The organism is Parachlamydia acanthamoebae (genome assembly GCF_000875975.1).
Lineage (GTDB): Bacteria > Chlamydiota > Chlamydiia > Chlamydiales > Parachlamydiaceae > Parachlamydia > Parachlamydia acanthamoebae.
The window spans coordinates 366,487-386,714 of record NZ_BAWW01000008.1; the positions used below are offsets into that span (position 1 = coordinate 366,487).

Annotated in this window: 16 protein-coding genes; 10 read left to right on the forward strand and 6 right to left on the reverse strand. The window is 39.8% G+C overall.

Going from position 1 to position 20,228, the window contains the following annotated elements; translation table 11 throughout:
- Window positions 1-116: 116 nt before the first annotated feature.
- Window positions 117-1,658 carry a hypothetical protein gene (locus AOM43_RS05630; protein ID WP_226987414.1) on the forward strand — a complete coding sequence of 514 codons (1,542 nt, stop codon included), beginning with the start codon at window positions 117-119 and terminating at the stop codon, window positions 1,656-1,658.
- 12 nt (window positions 1,659-1,670) lie between these two features.
- Here AOM43_RS05630 and AOM43_RS05635 read toward each other — a convergent pair whose 3' ends face one another.
- From AOM43_RS05635 to AOM43_RS05645, 3 genes are read right to left on the reverse strand one after another with little or no spacing between them, the layout of a single operon-like run.
- On the reverse strand, window positions 1,671-2,300 hold the full coding sequence (locus tag AOM43_RS05635) for a regulatory protein RecX (RefSeq protein ID WP_013925322.1): 630 nt from the start codon (window positions 2,298-2,300) through the stop codon (window positions 1,671-1,673).
- Window positions 2,301-2,302: 2 nt separating this feature from the next.
- On the reverse strand, window positions 2,303-4,219 hold the full coding sequence (locus AOM43_RS05640) for a DNA topoisomerase IV subunit A (RefSeq protein ID WP_013925323.1): 1,917 nt from the start codon (window positions 4,217-4,219) through the stop codon (window positions 2,303-2,305).
- A gap of 3 nt (window positions 4,220-4,222) precedes the next feature.
- The gene (locus tag AOM43_RS05645; protein WP_059359369.1) at window positions 4,223-6,061 is read right to left on the reverse strand and encodes a DNA topoisomerase IV subunit B; all 1,839 of its coding nucleotides are present in this window, start codon (window positions 6,059-6,061) and stop codon (window positions 4,223-4,225) included.
- Between the two features lie 96 nt (window positions 6,062-6,157).
- On the opposite strand from AOM43_RS05645, the gene pseB reads away from it, so the two are divergent.
- Entirely contained in the window at window positions 6,158-7,180 is a 1,023-nt protein-coding gene (pseB, locus tag AOM43_RS05650) for a UDP-N-acetylglucosamine 4,6-dehydratase (inverting) (protein WP_013925325.1), read from the forward strand.
- Here the strand turns inward: pseB and AOM43_RS05655 are convergent.
- Window positions 7,170-8,138: a hypothetical protein gene (locus AOM43_RS05655; RefSeq protein WP_006339992.1), complete on the reverse strand. Its 969-nt coding sequence runs from the start codon at window positions 8,136-8,138 to the stop codon at window positions 7,170-7,172. The genes pseB and AOM43_RS05655 overlap by 11 nt on opposite strands.
- A 158-nt stretch (window positions 8,139-8,296) precedes the next feature.
- On the opposite strand from AOM43_RS05655, the gene AOM43_RS05660 reads away from it, so the two are divergent.
- From AOM43_RS05660 to AOM43_RS05690, 7 genes are all read left to right on the forward strand, one after another.
- Complete coding sequence (locus AOM43_RS05660) at window positions 8,297-9,328, forward strand: Rossmann-fold NAD(P)-binding domain-containing protein (RefSeq protein ID WP_013925326.1); 1,032 nt, start codon at window positions 8,297-8,299, stop codon at window positions 9,326-9,328.
- 495 nt (window positions 9,329-9,823) lie between these two features.
- On the forward strand, window positions 9,824-12,373 hold the full coding sequence (gene mutS / locus AOM43_RS05665; RefSeq protein ID WP_013925327.1) for a DNA mismatch repair protein MutS: 2,550 nt from the start codon (window positions 9,824-9,826) through the stop codon (window positions 12,371-12,373).
- Between the two features lie 21 nt (window positions 12,374-12,394).
- On the forward strand, window positions 12,395-13,231 hold the full coding sequence (locus AOM43_RS05670) for an HAD family hydrolase (protein WP_013925328.1): 837 nt from the start codon (window positions 12,395-12,397) through the stop codon (window positions 13,229-13,231).
- 22 nt (window positions 13,232-13,253) lie between these two features.
- On the forward strand, window positions 13,254-14,054 hold the full coding sequence (locus tag AOM43_RS05675; protein WP_006339982.1) for a dihydroneopterin aldolase: 801 nt from the start codon (window positions 13,254-13,256) through the stop codon (window positions 14,052-14,054).
- A 1-nt stretch (window position 14,055) separates the two neighbouring features.
- The gene (locus tag AOM43_RS05680; protein ID WP_006339975.1) at window positions 14,056-14,766 is read left to right on the forward strand and encodes an SDR family oxidoreductase; all 711 of its coding nucleotides are present in this window, start codon (window positions 14,056-14,058) and stop codon (window positions 14,764-14,766) included.
- Entirely contained in the window at window positions 14,759-16,237 is a 1,479-nt protein-coding gene (locus AOM43_RS05685) for a hypothetical protein (RefSeq protein WP_059359371.1), read from the forward strand. Before AOM43_RS05680 ends, AOM43_RS05685 begins: the two co-directional genes overlap by 8 nt.
- A 5-nt stretch (window positions 16,238-16,242) precedes the next feature.
- The gene (locus tag AOM43_RS05690) at window positions 16,243-17,133 is read left to right on the forward strand and encodes a hypothetical protein (protein ID WP_006339973.1); all 891 of its coding nucleotides are present in this window, start codon (window positions 16,243-16,245) and stop codon (window positions 17,131-17,133) included.
- Here AOM43_RS05690 and AOM43_RS05695 read toward each other — a convergent pair.
- Window positions 17,130-18,047: an enoyl-[acyl-carrier-protein] reductase gene (locus tag AOM43_RS05695; protein WP_013925330.1), complete on the reverse strand. Its 918-nt coding sequence runs from the start codon at window positions 18,045-18,047 to the stop codon at window positions 17,130-17,132. The two genes, AOM43_RS05690 and AOM43_RS05695, sit on opposite strands and share 4 nt — an antisense overlap.
- Window positions 18,048-18,117: 70 nt before the next feature.
- Window positions 18,118-19,776, reverse strand: a complete 1,659-nt coding sequence (locus AOM43_RS05700) for an ABC transporter substrate-binding protein (protein WP_059359374.1) — start codon at window positions 19,774-19,776, stop codon at window positions 18,118-18,120.
- A gap of 239 nt (window positions 19,777-20,015) precedes the next feature.
- Between AOM43_RS05700 and AOM43_RS05705 the strand changes: the two genes are divergently transcribed.
- Window positions 20,016-20,228: hypothetical protein (locus AOM43_RS05705; RefSeq protein WP_152618839.1), on the forward strand; the 213-nt coding region annotated here is incomplete at its 3' end.

Below are 20,228 nucleotides of genomic sequence, written 5' to 3' on the forward strand. Positions count from 1 at the left end.
AATAAACACCTCAAAATAAAAATCTATTTATCGAAATAGACATCGTTCCATTTTATTAAGGAAATTTTTATAATGAAGAGTAAGGCAATTATTAATTTAATAAAATAAGGCATTTTATGACTTACAATAATAATATCAATGTATTGCAAGCAAAATCCTTTGGTAAAGATCTTATTGCCATAGAAAAAGATGGCAATACTTTAAAATCAGTTGGTTTTCTCGGAAGATTTATTAGAAGATTGAAGAAAATGATAGGAAAAAATTCCTACGAAGACTGCAAAATTACAAAAATTGCTTCTACAATGAAAAACATGGTAGACGAGCACCCTAGTGATGAGGTAGGAAAGAAAATTGTCCAAGATAAATTTAAAGAAATTCTTGGGTTAAAAAAAATCAAGCCTGAAAACAAGGATCGTGTCCAACAAATTTTCTTTGAAGTATTTCCAAAGGAATCTCTAAAACACGATCTATTGGAAAAAGGATTTGGGGCTCTTGATAGACGTTCGTTTGATGAGATTAAAGAGCTTATTGATTTGCTTACAGATAGAGAATTAAATGAGGTATTGCTTAAAGAAGATTCTCTCAATCCCGATAATAAAGATGCGCTCCCCCTTATCTCAACTGCGATTATGGATATTTCAGATCCAGCAAAAGCATTGTCTATTGTACAAGAATTACACGCTCGAGGTATCGAGCTCAATAGCAAAGCTGTAGAACATGGTGAAGCATCTACCCTTTACGAATTAGCACTTAGAAAAAACTATCGAGAGGTTGCAGAATTCATCGCCGCAGAATTGGGATTTCCACCCAATGCAAATGTTTCTACCGATGCCGAATTACAGAGAATCAATTTGATGTTGGATAGATTAAATGATGCAAAAACAGAAGCTGAAGAAGAAAGAATATTTAAAGATATAAATGACCTCACTGAAGAAGGCAAACTCAATAATGTTTTCAGCTTAACAACCAAAGATGGCTCTGTTGAAAACCACACTTTGTTAACAGCAATTTATACGACTTTGGATGATGATGAAAAGAAATGGAAATACGTTTCTTATTTAATCGAAAAAGGTGCGGATTTAAATATGAAAATTGGTGAACCAAAAGAATCAATCGGAGCTTTACTTTGCCGAGATTTTATTGATGAATTTGCTTCTTTTTCCCCCACTCAAATCTCAAATAATGTGGACATATTTGGTGAATACCATGCGGATGGCGAAGCTGGTTTAAAATTTGAGCTTCTTGAAAAAGCCATTCATGATCAAGGAGATAGGAAATGGGATATCATTTCTCGCCTGTTTGATAGAAATGTAGATTTAAATAGAGAAATCGGACCTGAGGATTCTAAGGAAAAAATTGGCCATTTAGTTTTGAAAGATCTTGTTTCTGAAATTGACAATATTCCCACGGCTCAGATTTTAAGCATGATCCAAGATTTAAAAAACTATAATCTCATTAATTTGCCTGTTCAAATCCAAGATGAAAAAAACATCCTCATAACAACATTATTAGTTGAAGCTAACAAAAAATTAAATAAAGATGGGAAATCAATTGTCGTTAAAACCTTACTTGAGAAGGGAGCAGATCCAGCTTTTCGACCTATTATTGTAAGTCCTTTGACTGGTGTAAATACTCAACGTTCCGATCAAATTCCGTAGGATAGAGGGGGATTACTCCATAAATTGTTCGACAAATTCCGATTGCATCACGTTTAGGATTTCACTTGTACTGAATCCTTTACGAATTAATGATGCAATGGCCTTTTGTCGTTGAGAATAGTCGGAAAGGTTTCGTTTAATGGCTTGTCGATCTAATAAAAGTTGAATTTGTTTTTTACGGTCATCTGCACCGTAAAGAGATTCAAATAGATCAGGCAAGCCTTCAATTACAACCCCCTTAGCCTTCAGCTTCTGCGCAATGATGTGGGGCCCCCATTTCTTAGCCGCTTGCGACTTGATCCAACGCTCGCCATGGGATTGATCATCTAGATACCCTTTTTGAGTCATCTCATCAATTAGGCGTGTAATGGTGTGATCACTGACTAGAACTTTCAGTAAAGATTGTCGCAATTCTTGAGTAAAGTAACTTCTGACAGCCAATTTTCGCAAAACATACTGTTTAGTTGCCTGGTATTCCATTTCATAAAATTGTTCTTCAAAAAGGGAAGCCGCTAAACACTCTTGCGGAAGAGAGGGTTTGTGCCCCCAAATGGAGGTATGAATAGACTTCCATTCTTCTTCATCTATCGAAACAATTAAATGGCTTTTTTTGGCACTTGGAAAACATGTTATTTTCATCATGGCTAGGCTGTCCCTTCATTTTTACCCACCAGTATTTTTTTAACTCCCCGATTTGCGACTCTTATTCCTTTTGAACTAACGCCTTTCACTAAAGTTTCATTAAAATCAAAATCCATTTTAGAAACTTTTTGTTTCAATTTAGGAATAAATTGTATCTCTAACTTCACATTAGGTTGTGTCGAAATAAATTGCAATTCTAAGTCTTCATCAAAATAGCGGTAAATTTTATCTAAGATAAATTGGGAAATGATAAAACGTTTTGCAAAACAAAAATGCGATTTCGGATCTTTAACCAATACACTAATCACCGTTTTTTTATCTGCACATCCCACATACACAACCTTTTTATGGTCTGTTTGAAGGTATTGCTTTTCCGGAATATTAATGACTGTATATGTTCCGTCATCAAAAAGAATTAACACCTTATCAAAATTGGTGCATTCAAATGAAAGCTTCCCTGTTACTTTAGTCCCTAAAAACCCAGTACTTGGATCAAAACCCACTGTCATTTTCCGCGTTGCAATTGCTCGCATATTAATTTCTTCAATCGACGTGATTTCCGTGCGACGCGGGTAATCTTTTGCATATTTTGTCAAAAGCCCCCTTAAGTAATGGATTGTAAACTTCTTGACGTTCTTTAAATGCTTTTCAACTTCAATCAATTGTTTGTCAATGGCATGAATTTCTGATAGATTTTTTTCTAAATCAAATTTAGAAATTCTTCTGATTGGAATGCTTAGCAAGCCTTCTCTATCATCATAATGTGGAATGCGCGTTAGCTGATCATGAAAGGGCATGAGTCCTTTTTCGATGATTTCATGCACTTTTTCATAGGAAGTGGCATTCTCGATATTCTTATAAAGACGATTCTCAATGAAAATTTGCTCGAGTGTTTTAGCAAAGATTTTTTCTTTAAATCTATCTCGTTCAAGCTCTAACTCAATACGAAGATATTCTTGTAATTTTTCAGCATGTAATTTCAAAATAGAGTCAACATCTGTCTCCCATGGCAGATCATCTTTGATCACCACAATTTGGGAATGAATGGCCACTTCACATTCGGTATAGGCATAGAGCGCTTGAATCAATTCTTCGGCATATTGTCCACGCGGAAGCTTGATTTCAATTTCCACTTTTTCTGCTGTGTAATCATTGATCGCATCGATTTTGATTTTTCCCCGCTTAGCCGCTTCATCGATGGAACGGATCAAGGATTCAGTGGTCGTGCCATAACAGATTTCCGTGATCACTAATGTTTTTGGATCACGAACTTCAATCTTTGCACGTAATTTAACCTTGCCACGCCCTTGATTATAATCAGAGGCATCCATGATTCCTCCGGTGGGGAAATCTGGGAAAACAGAAAACTCACGATCCTCTAAAATGGCGATTTCGGCTTCTAAGAGCTCCTCAAAATTATGTGGGAGAATTGAGGTGGACATTCCCACGGCAATTCCTGTCGCGCCTTGCATAAGCAAAAGAGGGATTTTTGCGGGCAGAACGATGGGCTCTTGGTGCCTTCCATCGTAAGATGGTGCATAAGCGGTCAGATCTGGATTAAACAGTGTTTCCTTGGCAAGCGCAGCAAGGCGTGTTTCAATGTAACGCGCTGCGGCTGCTGGGTCGCCTGTAAAAATATTCCCAAAGTTTCCTTGCTGGTCTAGAAGATAACCCCGGTTGGCCATATTGACAAGAGCTTCTGTAATGGGAGCATCACCGTGGGGGTGATAAGCCATCGTCTGACCAGCAACATTGGCGACTTTATGTAGCTTCCCATCATCCATAGACCATAGAGTATGCAGGATACGTCTTTGTACAGGTTTTAATCCATCGATAACATGCGGGATTGCTCTATCTAAGATGACGTAAGATGCGTACTTAAGATAGTGAATCTGCATTAATTGCTTAACATCTTCCATACATTATCCTGCTGTGCGAGCAGCCTCCAGAGTCGGTTCTAATTCGTTGATCAGATTTTCCATGATGAACTGTTTTCGTTTAGGTGTATTTTTACCCATATAAAAATCAAGGGTTGTCTTGATGTCAGAAAACAAACTGATGGTGACTGGAATCAAACGAATATCTTTTCCTATAAATTGCTTAAATTCGTTTGGAGAAATCTCTCCAAGACCTTTGAAACGTGTGACTTCAATCCCTTTTTTCAACTGTTTAATCGCCTTGTCCCGTTCTTCTTCAGAATAGCAATAAAGCGTTTTTTCCCGATTACGCACCTTAAACAAGGGCGTTTCGAGAATAAAAAGATGTCCATTTAAAACAAGCCCTTCAAAATAGGTCAAGAAAAAGGTGATCAATAAATTGCGAATGTGCATTCCATCCACGTCAGCATCTGTAGCTAGAATCACTTTTTGATAACGGAGATTTTCAATATCATCCTCGATATTCAAAGCACTCATTAGATTGAACATTTCTTCATTTTTGTAGAGCTGATCAATCTTCATTCCGTGAACATTTAAAGGCTTTCCTCGTAAAGAAAAAACAGCTTGCGTTAGCGGATCTCTTGATGCCACAATCGAAGCACTTGCAGAGTCCCCTTCTGTCAAGAAAATCATCGTTTTTTCCCCAACGTCCGCTTTATCCTGCGCATGGTATTTGCAATCGCGCAGCTTTGGGATTTTAAAAGAAATTTTCTTTTGCTTTTCTTTGGCTTCTTTTTTTACCGCTGCAAGTTCTTTGCGCAATTTTTCGTTAAAAACGATCCGCTCAATGATGCTATTGGCCGTCGAGGGATTTTTATAAAGCATGTTGACAACAGCATCTTTGACTTCTTGGACAAGTGGCCCTCTCAATTCTGTGTTGCCGAGCTTGTTTTTTGTCTGAGATTCAAAAACAGGGTCTTTGATCCTGACTGCAACCGTTCCCACAATCCCTTCTCGTAAATCCACACCTTGGAAGTTCTTTTTAGAGTATTCATTCACCCCTTTCAAAATCCCTTCTCTAAAAGCAGATAAGTGGGTTCCTCCATCGGAAGTATACTGCCCGTTTACGAAAGAGAAATAGCTTTCCCCATAGCTTTGTGTGTGTAAAAAAGCAAATTCCAGAAGCTTTCCACGATAATATAGAGGTTCGTATAAACGATCTTCGGTGACTTCTTCGTTTAATAAATCGAGTAGACCGTTTTCAGAATAAATATCCTGCCCATTATATTCTAAAATGAGCCCTGTATTTAAATAGGCATAATGCCATAGCCGTTTCTGAATATATTCGGGCTCAAATCGGTATTTCTTGAAAATTTCTTTATCGGGGATAAATTCGACATATGTCCCATCGGGCTCGCTTGTTTTTTGAGATTTCTCTCTGATAAGCTTCCCTTGAGAAAATACGGCTTCCATAGACTTGCCTTCTCGGTGGCTTCGAACTAAAAAGTGACTGGATAAAGCGTTGACAGCTTTTGTTCCCACACCATTAAGACCAACGGAAAATTGGAAAACATCGTCATTATACTTGGCGCCTGTATTGATTTGACTGACGCAATCAATCACTTTTCCAAGGGGAATTCCCCGCCCAAAGTCCCGTACAGAAATTAACCCTTGCTCAGGATCTACACCAATAATGATCCGATTCCCATGCTTCATAATGAATTCATCGACGCTGTTATCGATGACTTCTTTTACCATAATGTAAATTCCATCGTCCGGATGAGATCCGTCACCTAGACGTCCAATATACATCCCGGAACGCAAACGGATATGTTCTAAGGCTCCGAGAGTTTTTACACTGCTTTCATCATATTTTTTTGCCATGATTCAAACTCTACTGCTATATAAAATAAAGAAACGTGCAGAATATAATAAACGGAATTCAGAATCCAGATATGATTCATTTATCGAGGAGAATCCATGAGCCAAAGCTCTCTATTTGCGAATAAAAATGTTCTCATCACCGGTGGTACAGGTAGCTTTGGACGCACCTTTGCCAAAAACCTTATAGAAGAAAATTTATGCAATAAAGTGATCATTTTTAGTCGAGATGAGTGGAAACAATGGGAGATGAAACAATCGAGCCCCCTCTTTGCCCATCCTAAAATGCGTTATTTTTTAGGCGATATCCGCGATAAGGAACGTTTGCGCAGGGCGTTTAACGAAGTCCATTTTGTGATTCATGCGGCTGCACTAAAACAGGTCCCAGCGGCAGAATATAATCCTTCTGAGTTTATCAATACGAATGTATTGGGGGCAATGAATGTGATTGATGCGGCGATTGATTGCAATGTTGAAAAAGTGATTGCGCTATCCACAGATAAAGCTGTGAATCCCGTTAACCTTTATGGCGCCACTAAGTTATGCTCGGACAAACTTTTTGTCGCAGGCAATAGCTATGTGGGTGCAAAAGGAGCACCAAGATTTTCGGTCGTTCGTTATGGCAATGTACTAGGAAGTCGGGGAAGCTTGATTCCTTTCTGGAGAAAACTGATCGAAGAGGGTTGCACCTCCCTCCCTTTGACAGATCCTCGAATGACCCGCTTTTGGATCACTTTAGATGAAACAGTTTCTTTTGTGCGATTCTGCTTTACCAAAATGCATGGCGGGGAAATTTTCGTCCCTAAAATCCCCAGCATGAAGATCATTGAATTAGCAGAAGCTATGGCTCCAGGATTAGCCCTTACCCACACGGGGATTCGAGAGGGTGAAAAATTGCATGAGCTGATGATCAGCACAGAAGATGCCCGCCATACTTTTGAGTTTGAAAATCACTATGCGATCATCCCTGAAATTTATCGAAATTACCCTGCACTCGTTGCAAAATATCAGCAAGGCAGCCTAAATGAAGCCTTACCGGATGAATTTTGTTATGCTTCTAATACGAACACACAGTGGCTTTCGAAAGATAAGCTCCAGGATTTACTAAAAACTATTTTGTAAAGCTCACTTCTGCAAAATAGATTGCAGACTTTTCTTCGTGGGATGAGTAATAACTCACATAAAGTTTTCCCTCTCGAAAAACCATGCCGGGGTAGCTATTGTCTCCCCCGCTCGGGAAAACCAACATAGGCTGAAAGTCTTTTAAAGTCATGCTAGCTAGAACTGTCGTTCTTTCTTTAGTCTCTTTATCAATCTCTTTAACTAATCTAGCTGCAGACCACATTTGATCATTTGGAAAGACTAAAAAATTAGGCCCACCAATGCGATAATCGCTTTCCTTCCATTTCCATTTCTTATACGGAGGTAACGCGTGTCCGATCCATCCATTACCATCTCGCCGCATCAAAGCGACCATCGTGTCATTCGAAAGAAAGCGTAAAGTGGATTCTGAAGGAAAACTTGAAACATCTAACTGAGAAACTAACTGAAAATGGATTCCATCCTGAGTTTTGAAAAGTTTGACTTCCCAAGGTTGATCTAAATCTTCTAAATCGGTTAAGTGATAAGAAATGCCATAACCAATTCCTTTATGCCAGGTCACTCTCCAGATCCATTCCTCTTCTATTCCAGTGGACTGAATGGGATCCCAATGAACGCCATCTTTAGAAAAAGTTGCATAAGAACGATAGGCAATTAATTTTTCCCCTTGGTAAATGGATCCTCCCATAATTAGATACAAACGTCCATCTGGCATTAAGCCAAAATGCGGGTCACGTAGATCGATCCCTTTCAATTGCAAAATGCTAGCCGTTATCCACTGTTCTCCATTTGCACTTGTCAGAATCCGAATCGTTCCATCCACTCCCGCCGCATGACTATCAGATTCTCTAAAAACACAAAAAAAACGTCCTTGAAAATCAATCAGATCTGTAAGAGCATTATGAAGGCTTTGATCCCAAATCTTTCTCAAAGCAATAATGTGTGGTTTTGAAACTTTTTTTTTCTTAGATTTTGCCATAATGTCTGCATCTAGCCCCCATTTTCATTGACTCCACAGTACACATTCCCTCAAAAATTGCCAATTTTGATCAAAGAAGTAGCAAGAATAAGATGTTTTATCTATAAACTTTACTTTTGGAAGATCGCACATAAATGATATTGATCGGGGGTTCTCATATGCGTGTCGGGGTTGTTGGAATTAATCATAAATTAGGTGACCTAAAATTAAGGGAATCATTAGCAAAAGTATGCCATCGCCGCTTTGGTTTTTTGCCCTCCTCATATGACCTTGGTTCTTTCGTTCTTCTTTCCACCTGCAACCGTACTGAGGTGTATTTTTTTGCCGAAGATTTAGCTGCCACACACTCATATCTCCTAAATGTCCTGAAAGGAGAATTAGAAGAAACGGAAGAAAATTTTGATCAGAAATTATATTCTTATTTTAACGCAGATTGTTTTTTACATCTTGTCAGAGTAACAACAGGATTGGATAGCGCCATTTTGGCTGAAACAGAAATTCAAGGCCAAGTCAAACAAGCTTATGAATCTGCCTGTGCTATAGAAAACCTCCCTTTTGAACTCCATTATCTTTTTCAAAAAGCCCTTAAAATCGGAAAAGATTTTCGTTCGCTCTATTCATTGGGAAGAGGAATTCCTGATTTAGAGCATGCGGTGTTTAACATCGGCCAATCCAAACTACAACAACCCGAACAAGCCAAAGTTTTATTTATTGGAGCCTCCGAGATCAATCAAAAGATTTTAAAATATTTGAAGCACAAAAACGTGCAAAATATTTCTTTATGCAATCGCTCACTAGACGTCGCTCAAACACTCGCAAAAGAACATCAAATTGATATTCTAAATTGGGAAGAAATTACCAAATGGTCCAATTTTGATTGGATTATCTTGGGCACAAAATGTCCTGAACATTTATTAACGCAGCAGGATCTCTACAAAAAAAATATCAGTCATAAGCTTGTGATAGATCTTTCGGTGCCTCGAAATGTGGAACCAAAACTCGCTAGGGATCCCCGTATTACTCTTTTGAATATCGATCATATCAACCGCATATTGAAAGGACGAAAAAAGCAAATACATCATCTTCTCGCTTCGGCAGAACAATTTTTAGAAACAACGGCTTTACGCCAAATTGCTCTTTTTCAGGAAAAGGAACAGCATCGCCTCAGACTTGTAGCAGTAAACTCATGAAGCATTGATAAAATCTTGAACTCAATCAAAAACACACGGTAAGACTTATGCTGAAGTGAAATATTTGCTTAGAAATCAATTATATTTAAAAATAAATATCGACTAGCATTCCCCAAATTTAATCGCTGCTGCAATCTCCTCTTTCTCAACTAACACATTAAAAGAAAATTATGACCAAGCGGTAAGTAACATAATCTTATAAATACTTACAGGAATTTCATAAAAAACATCAAAAATAATTTAAAGTCTTATCAGATCTATCATGACATTTAAAAAAAGCCGAATTGCATAACATCATCTATATTTATTAAACTAAAATTTGGCATCATTATTTTAGTTTAATTCTCTCTCGAAGCTCGACAGTTCTTCGGCGAAGAAGGATTAAAGCGACTTACATCAAAAAAAATATTCACGACCTTTTTTCTTGCCATTCCCTTTTCATTCAGCCATACTGCATACCCAAAACAAGAATTTTATTAGCTCTGGTTATTAGATATGGATTTAGCAGTTACATCTTCGCAAAACACTCAAGATCAAAAAGTTTCACCCATGATGGTGCAATGGCAAACCTGCAAAGAACAAGCCGGTTCAGCCATTTTGCTGTTTCGAATGGGAGATTTCTACGAAGCATTTTACGAAGACGCAGCCCTTTTAGCAAAAGAAGCGGATCTTACCTTGACTCGTCGGCAAGGCATCCCTATGAGTGGTGTCCCCCATCACTCGAGCGAAGCTTATATCGACAAACTCGTTTCCAAAGGATATCGAGTCGCGATTGCCGAACAGGTGGAATCCGCTAAAGAAACAAAAGGATTAGTGAAGAGAGAAATTGTCAGAGTGGTAACACCTGGCACAGTGATTACCTCTTCTCTTTTAGCGGAAAACACAAACAATTTCTTTGCATCCATTATCCAAGTTGGCGCCTTATATGGTTTAGCTTTTCTCGATTTGACAACTTCAGAATTCAGAGTAATTGAATTTGAACACGAACAAGAATTGCTCAATGAAGTCTGCCGCCTTAACCCTGCCGAATTCCTAACTTCTCAAAAATTTGCCAATAAACATCCCCTCTTTTTTGAGGAGATCCGCAAAAACAACCAAGTCCTTGTCAATACACACGACGATTGGCATTTCGAACACCAAGTCACTTATAATTTCTTGATTCAACATTTCAAAGTGCATTCTCTGGATGGATTTGGTCTTAAAGGGATGGTACCGGGTGTGCATGCGGCTGGAGCCCTGCTTCAATATTTACAAAGCGAACTCAGTTTACCCATTGAACATATCACAGATATTCAACCTTACACGACTTCTCAATATCTTTCTTTAGATCGCATGACGCTGCGCCACCTTGAATTGATTGATCCATTAAACCATGGAAGTCGAAAAAATACGCTTTTAGGCGTGTTAGATCACAGCAATACCCCCATGGGAGCTCGTCTTTTGCGCCAGTGGATTAAACAACCACTTCTCTCTATCCCTGAGATTCACCAGCGACAAGAAGCCGTGCAAGCTTTTTATGATACACCGTCTCTCATGCAACGAATTGGTGCAGTCCTTGAACAGGTCAGAGATTTAGAGCGTTTAATGATGCGCATTAGTTCGGGTTACGCAACGCCGAGAGATCTGGTTGCTTTACGTTTTTCTATGGAACCTCTGCCCGAAATTAAAACTCTTCTGCTCACCTTAGCAAGCCAATCGGCGTTATTAGCCACAGAAGCTCAGCGGATCGATTTCCTACCAGAAATGACACGCTTAATTGCTAATGCCTTGGTAGATGACCCTCCAGTAAAAATCACAGAAGGGAAAATCTTCCGGGATGGCTACCACCCAGAACTTGACGAACTTCGGGAAATCAGCCGAGACAGTAAGTCCTGGATCGCACGTTATCAAACGCAGATTCGAGATGAAACAGGATTAAAAAGCCTTAAAGTCGGCTTTAATCGGATGTTTGGCTATTATATCGAAGTCAGCAAAGGGCAAGCAGAAAAAATGCCTGACTCATTCCAAAGACGACAAACATTGGTCAATGCCGAACGATTCATCACTCCGGAACTGAAAAATTATGAAGCCAAAGTTTTGAATGCAGAAGAACGGATCAGCGCGATTGAAAATGAGCTTTTCCAAACGCTTCGACAACAAATTGGACAATTTTCTAAGCAAGTCCTCACAACGGCTCAGGCTTTAGCACGAATCGATTGCTTGCGTTCTCTAGGAGAAGCTGCACGTACAAACCAATACATCCGCCCTCTAGTCGATGATTCGGCCCATTTGAAAATTGTGGATGGACGTCACCCTGTAATTGAAGCTGCACATGCGGGAGAAAAATTTATTCCGAATGACACATTGCTCGATGGTTCAGATAATCGTCTCTTGCTCATTACGGGCCCTAACATGGCGGGAAAGTCTACTTATATTCGGCAGGTGGCTTTGATCACCATCATGGCTCAAATGGGATCTTTTATTCCTGCTAAAGAAGCACATGTTGGGCTAATTGACAAGGTTTTCACTCGTATTGGAGCCAGCGATGATCTTTCCAGAGGGCAATCCACGTTCATGGTGGAAATGGTAGAAACAGCCAATATTCTACACAATGCGACCTCACGCTCTCTCGTTATCTTAGACGAAATTGGACGTGGGACAAGCACTTATGATGGTATTTCAATCGCTTGGTCCGTAGCAGAACACCTTCTTATTACGGAAGGGAAAATGGCTAAAACATTATTTGCCACCCACTATTGGGAATTGACAAAACTAGAAGAGAAAATTCCTGGGGCTGTCAACTACAATGTGGCTGTACAAGAAAATGCAGATAACATAATCTTTTTACGCAAAATCATAAAAGGTGGTACGGACAAAAGTTATGGCATTCACGTTGGCAGGTTAGCGGGACTCCCTCCCTCTGTGATTACGCGAGCAAAGGAAATTTTGGTGCATCTCGAAGAAAATGCCAACCAAAAAAGCGTTTTTGAACCGTCTAAGCCAAAAAGACAGCCAGCAAAGAAAAAACCGATTTCCAATGCCTTTCAACTGACTTTTTTTGGATAATCTAAATCAGAAGGAATAACAGTGCCGGGACTTATCGCATTAGATATTGATGGAACAGTGACAGATTTTGGGGGTGTCATTCCTCCAGAAGTGGTTGCCTATCTATCTGAATTAGTCTCGGATGGCTGGAATGTGGTTTTCATTACGGGAAGAACTTTTACAGATGGGTTCAAAATTTTGCAACCGCTTTCCTTTCCCTATTATTTTGCGGTACAAAATGGGGCGATCACCCTCAGAATGCCTCAACAAGAAGTTGTTGCAAAACATACGCTCGGCACAGACGTTTTCCCCGCGATGGAAAATATCTGTAAGGATGAACCGAGCGATTTTGTCATTTTTGCGGGATTTGAACACCAAGATTGTTGTTATTACCGCTCTCACTGTTTCTCTAAGGAATTACTTGAATACTTGAAAGCACGATCGGATGCCTTCAATTCCATTTGGTATGATGTCGAATCCTTTGACAACCTCACACTTGCCAACTTTCCATCGCTAAAATGTTTTGGACAGGTTGAATCTGCCTCTAGAATTTCTTATCGGATCGAAAATGAAATTGGATTGCATGCGCCTTTAATTAAGGATCCTTTTCAAAATGGGTATTATGTTGTGCAAGCCACACATGCTTCTGTGAACAAAGGATCCGCCTTGCGGGACCTTAAACAAAGACTTCGAGTTCAAACACCTGTCATTGCAGCGGGAGATGACAACAACGATATAAGTATGCTAGAGGAAGCCGACATTCGCATCATCATGGTTACTGCACCCGACCATTTACTACAAACTGCCACCATCATCGCTCCGCCTGCTCGTGAAAAAGGAATTATTCAAGGACTTCAAAAAGCTTTAAATTTGATTTAACTTTAAACAAGAGGGCCTCATCATGCTTGATACATGGACATACCCCATTACAACTGTCGGTGGACTTGTCGTCGCCTCCGACGGAGACGTTTTACTACTTTATTCCTCCAAATGGAATGATTGCTACACAACCCCTGGAGGGAAAGTTGAATTAGGTGAATCTAGAGAAGCCGCATTCATTCGAGAAGTCAAAGAAGAAACAGGGCTTGATGTAACGAATATTCGCTTTATTTCGACGCAAGAATCGATCTACTCCCCCGAGTTTAAAGAAAAAAAACACTTCATCATGAACGATTTCGTAGCAGATTTAGCACCAGGCTATTCAAAAGACGATGTTGTTTTAAATTATGAAGCTGAAAATTACCTCTGGGTTTCTCTAGAAGAAGCCAAAAAACTTCCTCTCAATCGAGAAGCTTATTTCCTACTCAATCAATATGAGCGATCTTTGCAATCTAAGCCGCACTATGGATTGATTGGCTTTGAAAATCATCAAATCCCTTGCATCATTGGTATTCTTCCACACGAGCGCGTCAATACACAATCTATCTATGTAGATCTGAAAGTGGAAGCTGATTTTAATAAATGTTCCAATTCTGATGATATTACAGATACGGTTGATTATGTTGCCTTGGCCAACATTTGTTCCGAATTTGCTCAAGAAAAAGGGTACATGCTGATTGAAAAGTATGCGCATGATGTGCTTCAAAAGCTATTGCGAGATTATCCAATCAATTGGGCGTGGATTAAGGTCAAAAAGCCTGAAGCCCTAGGATCAGCAGATTTTACGACTGTTGAACTCAAACTGTGCCGAACAGAGTTATAACATGGGCTGGATTCTTGTCACGGGAGCTGCCAAAAGGTTAGGTGCAGAGATTTGTCGCAAATTAGCGCAACAAAAACGAGCTGTTGTCATTCATTACAAGACCAGCCATGAAGAAGCGTTGCAAACGGCCGAAACCTGCAGGCGACTCGGAGGACAAGCTGAAGTGATTCAGGGTGATTTTTCTTCCACTGAATCTCTTCAAGAGTTTATTTCCAACTATCAACAGCGCTTTCTCGATACGGAAGGTTTGGTCAATAATGTCGGCAATTATTTGATTAAGTCTGCTCTAGATACCTCCCTACAAGAATGGAATGCTCTCTTTCTCACTAATTTAACTGTGCCTTTTTTAATCACACGTGAACTTATGCCAAGCATTAAAAAGCACCAAGGTGCCATTATCAATATTGGAACTGCTGGCACGCTTTCTTTTTCAAGTAATAGTTACTCTTCTATTTATCATTTAACTAAAACATCCCTCTGGATGCTGACAAAAAATTTAGCCAAAGAACTCGCTCCAGATTTGGTAAGAGTAAACATGGTTTCACCAGGGCAGTTGGATAATTCTATCGATCCTTTACATTACTCAAAATTGCCGATGAAGCGCTATGGATTCCCTTCTGAAGTTGCTGAGGTTGTCTCCTTCTTAATGAAAAAAGAAAATTCTTATATCACGGGTCAAAATATTGAAGTTACAGGCGGTTTGCATGTTTAAGCAATTTCAAACAAAAGAAGAATCTCTGCGATACTTAATCGAACAAGCCGTCGCAAAAGGAAGAAGCTTGCAGAGTCCACAAACAGGATTCGTGCATTATTTTTATCATGCTCAAGAAGCAATGCATCAAACCATTCCCATTGTGGAAAACGGCTACTTTATTTTGGCCTTGATGCGTACTAAAACAATTGAAAACATTAAAGAAGCAAAAGAACTGCTCGATCGAATTCTCATCTTTCAAAATCAATCGGGTAATTTCCCTATCTACTTGCATGAATTCCCAAACTGTAAAGATCGCTACCTCGGAGCTCATCTTCTACCTATTTTCTATTGGATTTTAAAAGACTTTCACACCATTCTCGGACAAGACTTAAAAAATCGATTAATTGAAAGCACGACGGCGTTAGCTCTTTACACTTTAGTTGCACATGAAGAGAAGCCTGGCCCTTATCACCTATCCTTAAAATGTGCTGCAGCCTGGATTGCACTGGGTGAATGGCTTAACTTACCGCATTTAGAAGATGCCGGTAATCAACTTTTAGAAACATTGAGACTTAAAGGAATAACGCAAGCATGGGGAGACCCCCATTATCTCGGCGAAATCTTAGCTAGCCTGCAAATGGTCTATCCAGAAATTGCATCCTCTCCTTGGGATTTTCTCTGGCATTACATCTTAGAAACTTGGCATTCTTCAACTGCATGCTATACAGGACCTGCAAGAAGGGTCTACCAAGCGGGATTTCAACCTCAAGGTAGCTTATACGATCTCTATTTGGGATACTTTGAAACGCACTTTTCGCAAAGACAAACGGACGGTTATCCTTACGAGCTACTTGCCTCTCTTATTCAACCTTCAGAAGACGTTTTTATTCCGACTTCCCACCTAACAAAAAATGGGTTATTTCATCAACAGCATTGGATGATGGTCAAAGAAGAAAACTACACTTATTGTTTTCTTGAAAAAGATAAAGCCTTGGATCCATCTCAACATAAAGGCTATCACCTCTTCCGCTTACTATGGGGAGCCCCTTCACATGTGCATAGTTTTGTTTTCCAAGAAACTAAATCTTTAGCTGATATTGTCTGCATTGCACAAAAAGAACATGTTGAACTTGACTTGATTCTTGAAGGCCCTCCTCCTGAAGACAACGGGGATCTTGAAGGAGAGATTAACTTCTTTGTCGACTTGCATGAAGGCCTTAAGGTTCTTGTCGATAATGTTCCGGCAACAACTTTTCAGATAGAGAATACGTTACAGCTCAAAAGTCCTCTCCTCTCCCTCTCCATCCAATTTCAATTGATGGAAGGCGAAGGCTCGTTCTTTGGCCACCTGTTAAGGGGTAATCGCCCAGCGCAAATTTTAAATAAAGGGGCTCAACGTTATGAGGCTTATGATTCACAGATTGCTATCCGAACGATTAAAAGATCCGAAAAATGCCGTATTAAAGTGCTGATTGACATCCTGAAATAAGAGCCATGCCTAGATCTTATCTGCTGATTTTCTCCATTCTTGTGATATTTACAACATCATGCTGTAAACCAGTTTCTGAGGAATATGGCTATTTTTATAGCCATTTAAATACGTTTACAAAACCTGATCTCTTTTTTAGAGAGTCCCCTTATTTCTTAGTCATTCTTGTCAATGCGCGCCACTTAGATTACACCGATAATAGATCTTTTTTGCGAACTTTGGCGAAGCATCCAAGTGATGGAAGCAAAAATAGCGACGTCGGCCATGCGTGGATTTGTCTACGAGGAATCATTGACGGGGAATATGTGGAAATCGAAGGAGGGCATACCGGTGAAACGGGCTTAACCCAAGCGAGATATTTTGATGGAATGATGGATCTTGTAGAAAAAGGATCTCCAAATCCTGTTCGTTATTTGTGGGAAATGCAGCATGATGGTTTCTTCCAAAATGGCTCAGGAGGGCATCAACCCACTTTTGCAGCCAAAATAGATCTTACGGAAGAACAATTTCACACCATTCTCACTTTTATCGAGACATATCCCTACCAGGACTATGCCATTACCAAAAATCAGTGCTCTTCTTTTGTCGCTCAAGTGGCAGCTTTAGCGGATTGGGAAATTCCTTGTGAAGTCACACTTTCAATCGATCCTCACCTTCAGATTGGTCCTGATTTGATTCCCCTATGGACCGATCCTCGCTATGCATATCTCACCATTTCAAGCCCTGATATGGTTGAAAAGAGTTTGATGAAAGCGGTGGCAACAAAGCAAGCTCAAGATGCTCGAAAGTGGTACTTATGCACCCATCCTCAAAGCTCTCAAGCTTACTTTTCTCAACTCATCGAAAGCATTCAATTAGCTCCGCAAAGAGTCCAACGGCTACTTTTATTTCGTTAAACAGTGGCTTCGGAGGTTTGGTTCAATGCCACACTATCCACGGCAATCCCCATTGCATGCATCCCATTGTCTACATGAATGGTCTCTCCCGTAATAGCAGAAGCCAAAGGAGACAATAAAAATGCAGCCACATTCCCCACTTCAATCGGCGTTAGATCTTTTTGTAGAGGTGCATTGGCTTCTGAATATTCGATCATTTTTTCGACGAAACCAATTGCTTTTGCAGCACGACTACGCAAAGGCCCAGCAGAGATCGTATTTACGCGGATATTCCATTTGCGTCCCGCTTCCCATGCTAATGTACGCGTATCGCTTTCAAGAGCCGCTTTAGCTGAGCTCATTCCTCCACCATATCCTGGAATAGCCTTTTCAGAAGCAATATATGTCAGAGAAAGAGTACTCCCCCCTGCATTCATGATAGGTCCTAAATGAGCTAAAAGGCTAATAAAGGAGTATGTTGAAGCACTTAAAGAAGCGAGATATCCTTGTCTGGATGTTTCCAAAAGGGGTTTTTGTACTTCAGGACCATTCGCTAGGGAATGAACAAAATAATCGATCTTTCCAAAATCTTGGCCGATTTGCAAAACAACATCTTGAATGGTAAAAGCATCGCATGATTTATAACGCTTATTTTCTTTTATCTCTTCAGGCACATCTTCCATCTTGTCAAAAGCAGCATCTAAAGGATAAATTTTTGCAAATTGCATCAAAGAGCCATCTGACAAAACGCGAGATTTATCAAATTTGCCACTCTCTAAACCCGTTTGAAAAATCTTCATGAGGGGCGTCCATGTTCCGACAATAATCTCTGCTCCGGCTTCCGCCAATGTTTTTGCAATGGACCAACCAAAACCTTGGTCATCGCCAATTCCTGCTATAAAAGCTTTTTTTCCTTTGAGGTCTATTTTAAGCATAAATTCTCCTTCAAGTTTGAAAAACTAAAAAAGCCATTATATCAAAGGTAGGGATTTAATCCTCTCACAATCAGCGCTGCAAGATAGCGTGCTCAAGCAACCAATCTCTGTAGTTATTTACTGCTGCTTGATCAATCTGCTGAGACTTAGCCAAGATCGGATAGGTCAGTTCCCATGCCTCTCGTTCCCACTCTCGCGCTTTATCGCCCTTATCTGGATTCGCTTTAAGATACATTTCAAATGCTTCTTTTGGATTTTGTTGACAATAGGTGATTGCCTCTTGCATAGCAGCTTGAAATTTCTTTACAAATTCGGAGGAAGCCTGAATAGAATCCTCTTTCGCAATCATCACGAGTTCTTGGTGAGGTGGAATTCCCAAATCGCTCATTTTAAAAAACTCCGTTTCAATGCCCAATGAGCGCAGATGGGGCACTTCGATGTTCCAATAAGCATCATACACAGCATCGACCCGTTTGATTGCGAGCGTACTGACCAAGTCAAAACTCACGTTATGCATAGCTTTAGGGGTCAATTTTTTTTGCTTTAACAAGGTCTGCAAAGATTTAAAACTTTTTCCATCCATGCTATAACCGATAATTTTATCATTCAAATCTTCAATTGTGCGGATTCCATCATCTTTGCGATACAACAACGAATTCAGAGGTTCTTCTATCAGCACCCCAATCATCGCGATTTTAGCCCCCTTTTGGATAGCCTGTAGAGTCTCCACCATGTAATAGACCGCGAGATCAGCTTGTCCTGACATCAAATAGCTCACGCTATCGCTCGGATCATGTAGCTTCAAAATTTGAAGATCGATTCCTCTTTGCTTGAAAAAGTTTTTTTCAATGCCCACATAAAGAGCGACGTGATTGGGATTAGGCACCCAATCTAATAAAAGTCTCGTCTCTTTTATTTTTGGCGAAGGCTGACATCCAAATACAATTGTAACTAGAGCTGTCGCTGCCAAGCTATTAAAGGGTAACCGCCAAGACTTTCGATTTTTCACAGCTTTCTCTAATGCTGCCATTCCTAGATAAAGAATTGAACTAATGAACGTTAGGCAAAATAAGGCTCCAAAAGTAATTTCTAAGTCTGTTTCTCTTCTACTTTGAAGCATCAACATGCCTAAACCATTTTGTCCCCCTGCCCACTCCCCTGCAATTGCAGCTATCCCTGCAATCGCAGCTGAAATGCGAAAACCAGCAAAGATATGTGGCAGCGATGCAGGAAGTTGCAGCTTAAAGAAAAATTGCCATGGAGTAGCGTTTAACGTTTTAAAATAATCGGTTAAATGTTGTGGAGTCGACAATAGTCCCTGATAAATGTTCATGGTTAAAGGGAAAAAAATCATCAGAGCTGTGGGTAATACAATAGCTGTATAGGACCAGCCAAACCACATAACCATCAAAGGTGCAAGAGCAAACATTGGAATACATTGAATCACAATGAAAAGAGGTTGCAAAATCATGCGCATGGATTCCCAAAATGCCATCATCCAAGCCAAAGGAAATGCAACGAGCAAGGCGAGAATAAATCCACCGGCCATTTCTTTTAAAGTGATGCCTGTATGAAAAAGCAAGCGATCTGATTTTTGCCAGATGCAAAGCAAAATGCGTGATGGAGGAGGAAGAACAAAAAGAAGATCTGAAAAGAAGCGACAGCAAAATTCCCATGATCCAAGCAAGAAACAAATCGCAATGAATGGAACCCATGTTTTTTTGACCATAAGTCACCCCCTCAAATAATTACTAAAGATGTAAAAGAAAGATTTATTTTGCGTGAAATTATTGCCGATCGACTACTTCTTTGCAATAAGAGAATACGCTCTCTCGCATGATTTTTGCGCTTCAACAATGCGGTGACATTTTCACGTTGCATTTACAAAACAATATTTTTTATTGACACCAATTTTAAAATTTAATATAAACCCTCTGTTTTATTCATTTTTATTTTGAAGAGGGTGACATGAGATCTTTTCTAAATCTACTAGCCAGCCTAATTTTGCTCCTTAACCCCTTGATGGCAGAAGAAGATCTCACGCCTGAACCCTCAAACGAAGTGGTTAAAATTCCCCGCTCAACGAGGGATGACAGTGATGGCCGCATTTCTTTTGCCAACCTTTTAGGCCTGCCGAGTGGAATCGTTGCGGGGATGGTGAATGTGGTCACAGGCGATTTT

Coding starts and splice junctions, on each gene's coding strand:
- AOM43_RS05630 (WP_226987414.1), top strand. CDS start 117: ATGACTTACAATAATAATATCAATGTATTGCAAGCAAAATCCTTTGGT.
- AOM43_RS05635 (WP_013925322.1), bottom strand. CDS start 2,300: ATGATGAAAATAACATGTTTTCCAAGTGCCAAAAAAAGCCATTTAATT.
- AOM43_RS05640 (WP_013925323.1), bottom strand. CDS start 4,219: ATGGAAGATGTTAAGCAATTAATGCAGATTCACTATCTTAAGTACGCA.
- AOM43_RS05645 (WP_059359369.1), bottom strand. CDS start 6,061: ATGGCAAAAAAATATGATGAAAGCAGTGTAAAAACTCTCGGAGCCTTA.
- pseB (WP_013925325.1), top strand. CDS start 6,158: ATGAGCCAAAGCTCTCTATTTGCGAATAAAAATGTTCTCATCACCGGT.
- AOM43_RS05655 (WP_006339992.1), bottom strand. CDS start 8,138: ATGGCAAAATCTAAGAAAAAAAAAGTTTCAAAACCACACATTATTGCT.
- AOM43_RS05660 (WP_013925326.1), top strand. CDS start 8,297: ATGCGTGTCGGGGTTGTTGGAATTAATCATAAATTAGGTGACCTAAAA.
- mutS (WP_013925327.1), top strand. CDS start 9,824: ATGGATTTAGCAGTTACATCTTCGCAAAACACTCAAGATCAAAAAGTT.
- AOM43_RS05675 (WP_006339982.1), top strand. CDS start 13,254: ATGCTTGATACATGGACATACCCCATTACAACTGTCGGTGGACTTGTC.
- AOM43_RS05680 (WP_006339975.1), top strand. CDS start 14,056: ATGGGCTGGATTCTTGTCACGGGAGCTGCCAAAAGGTTAGGTGCAGAG.
- AOM43_RS05685 (WP_059359371.1), top strand. CDS start 14,759: ATGTTTAAGCAATTTCAAACAAAAGAAGAATCTCTGCGATACTTAATC.
- AOM43_RS05690 (WP_006339973.1), top strand. CDS start 16,243: ATGCCTAGATCTTATCTGCTGATTTTCTCCATTCTTGTGATATTTACA.
- AOM43_RS05695 (WP_013925330.1), bottom strand. CDS start 18,047: ATGCTTAAAATAGACCTCAAAGGAAAAAAAGCTTTTATAGCAGGAATT.
- AOM43_RS05700 (WP_059359374.1), bottom strand. CDS start 19,776: ATGGTCAAAAAAACATGGGTTCCATTCATTGCGATTTGTTTCTTGCTT.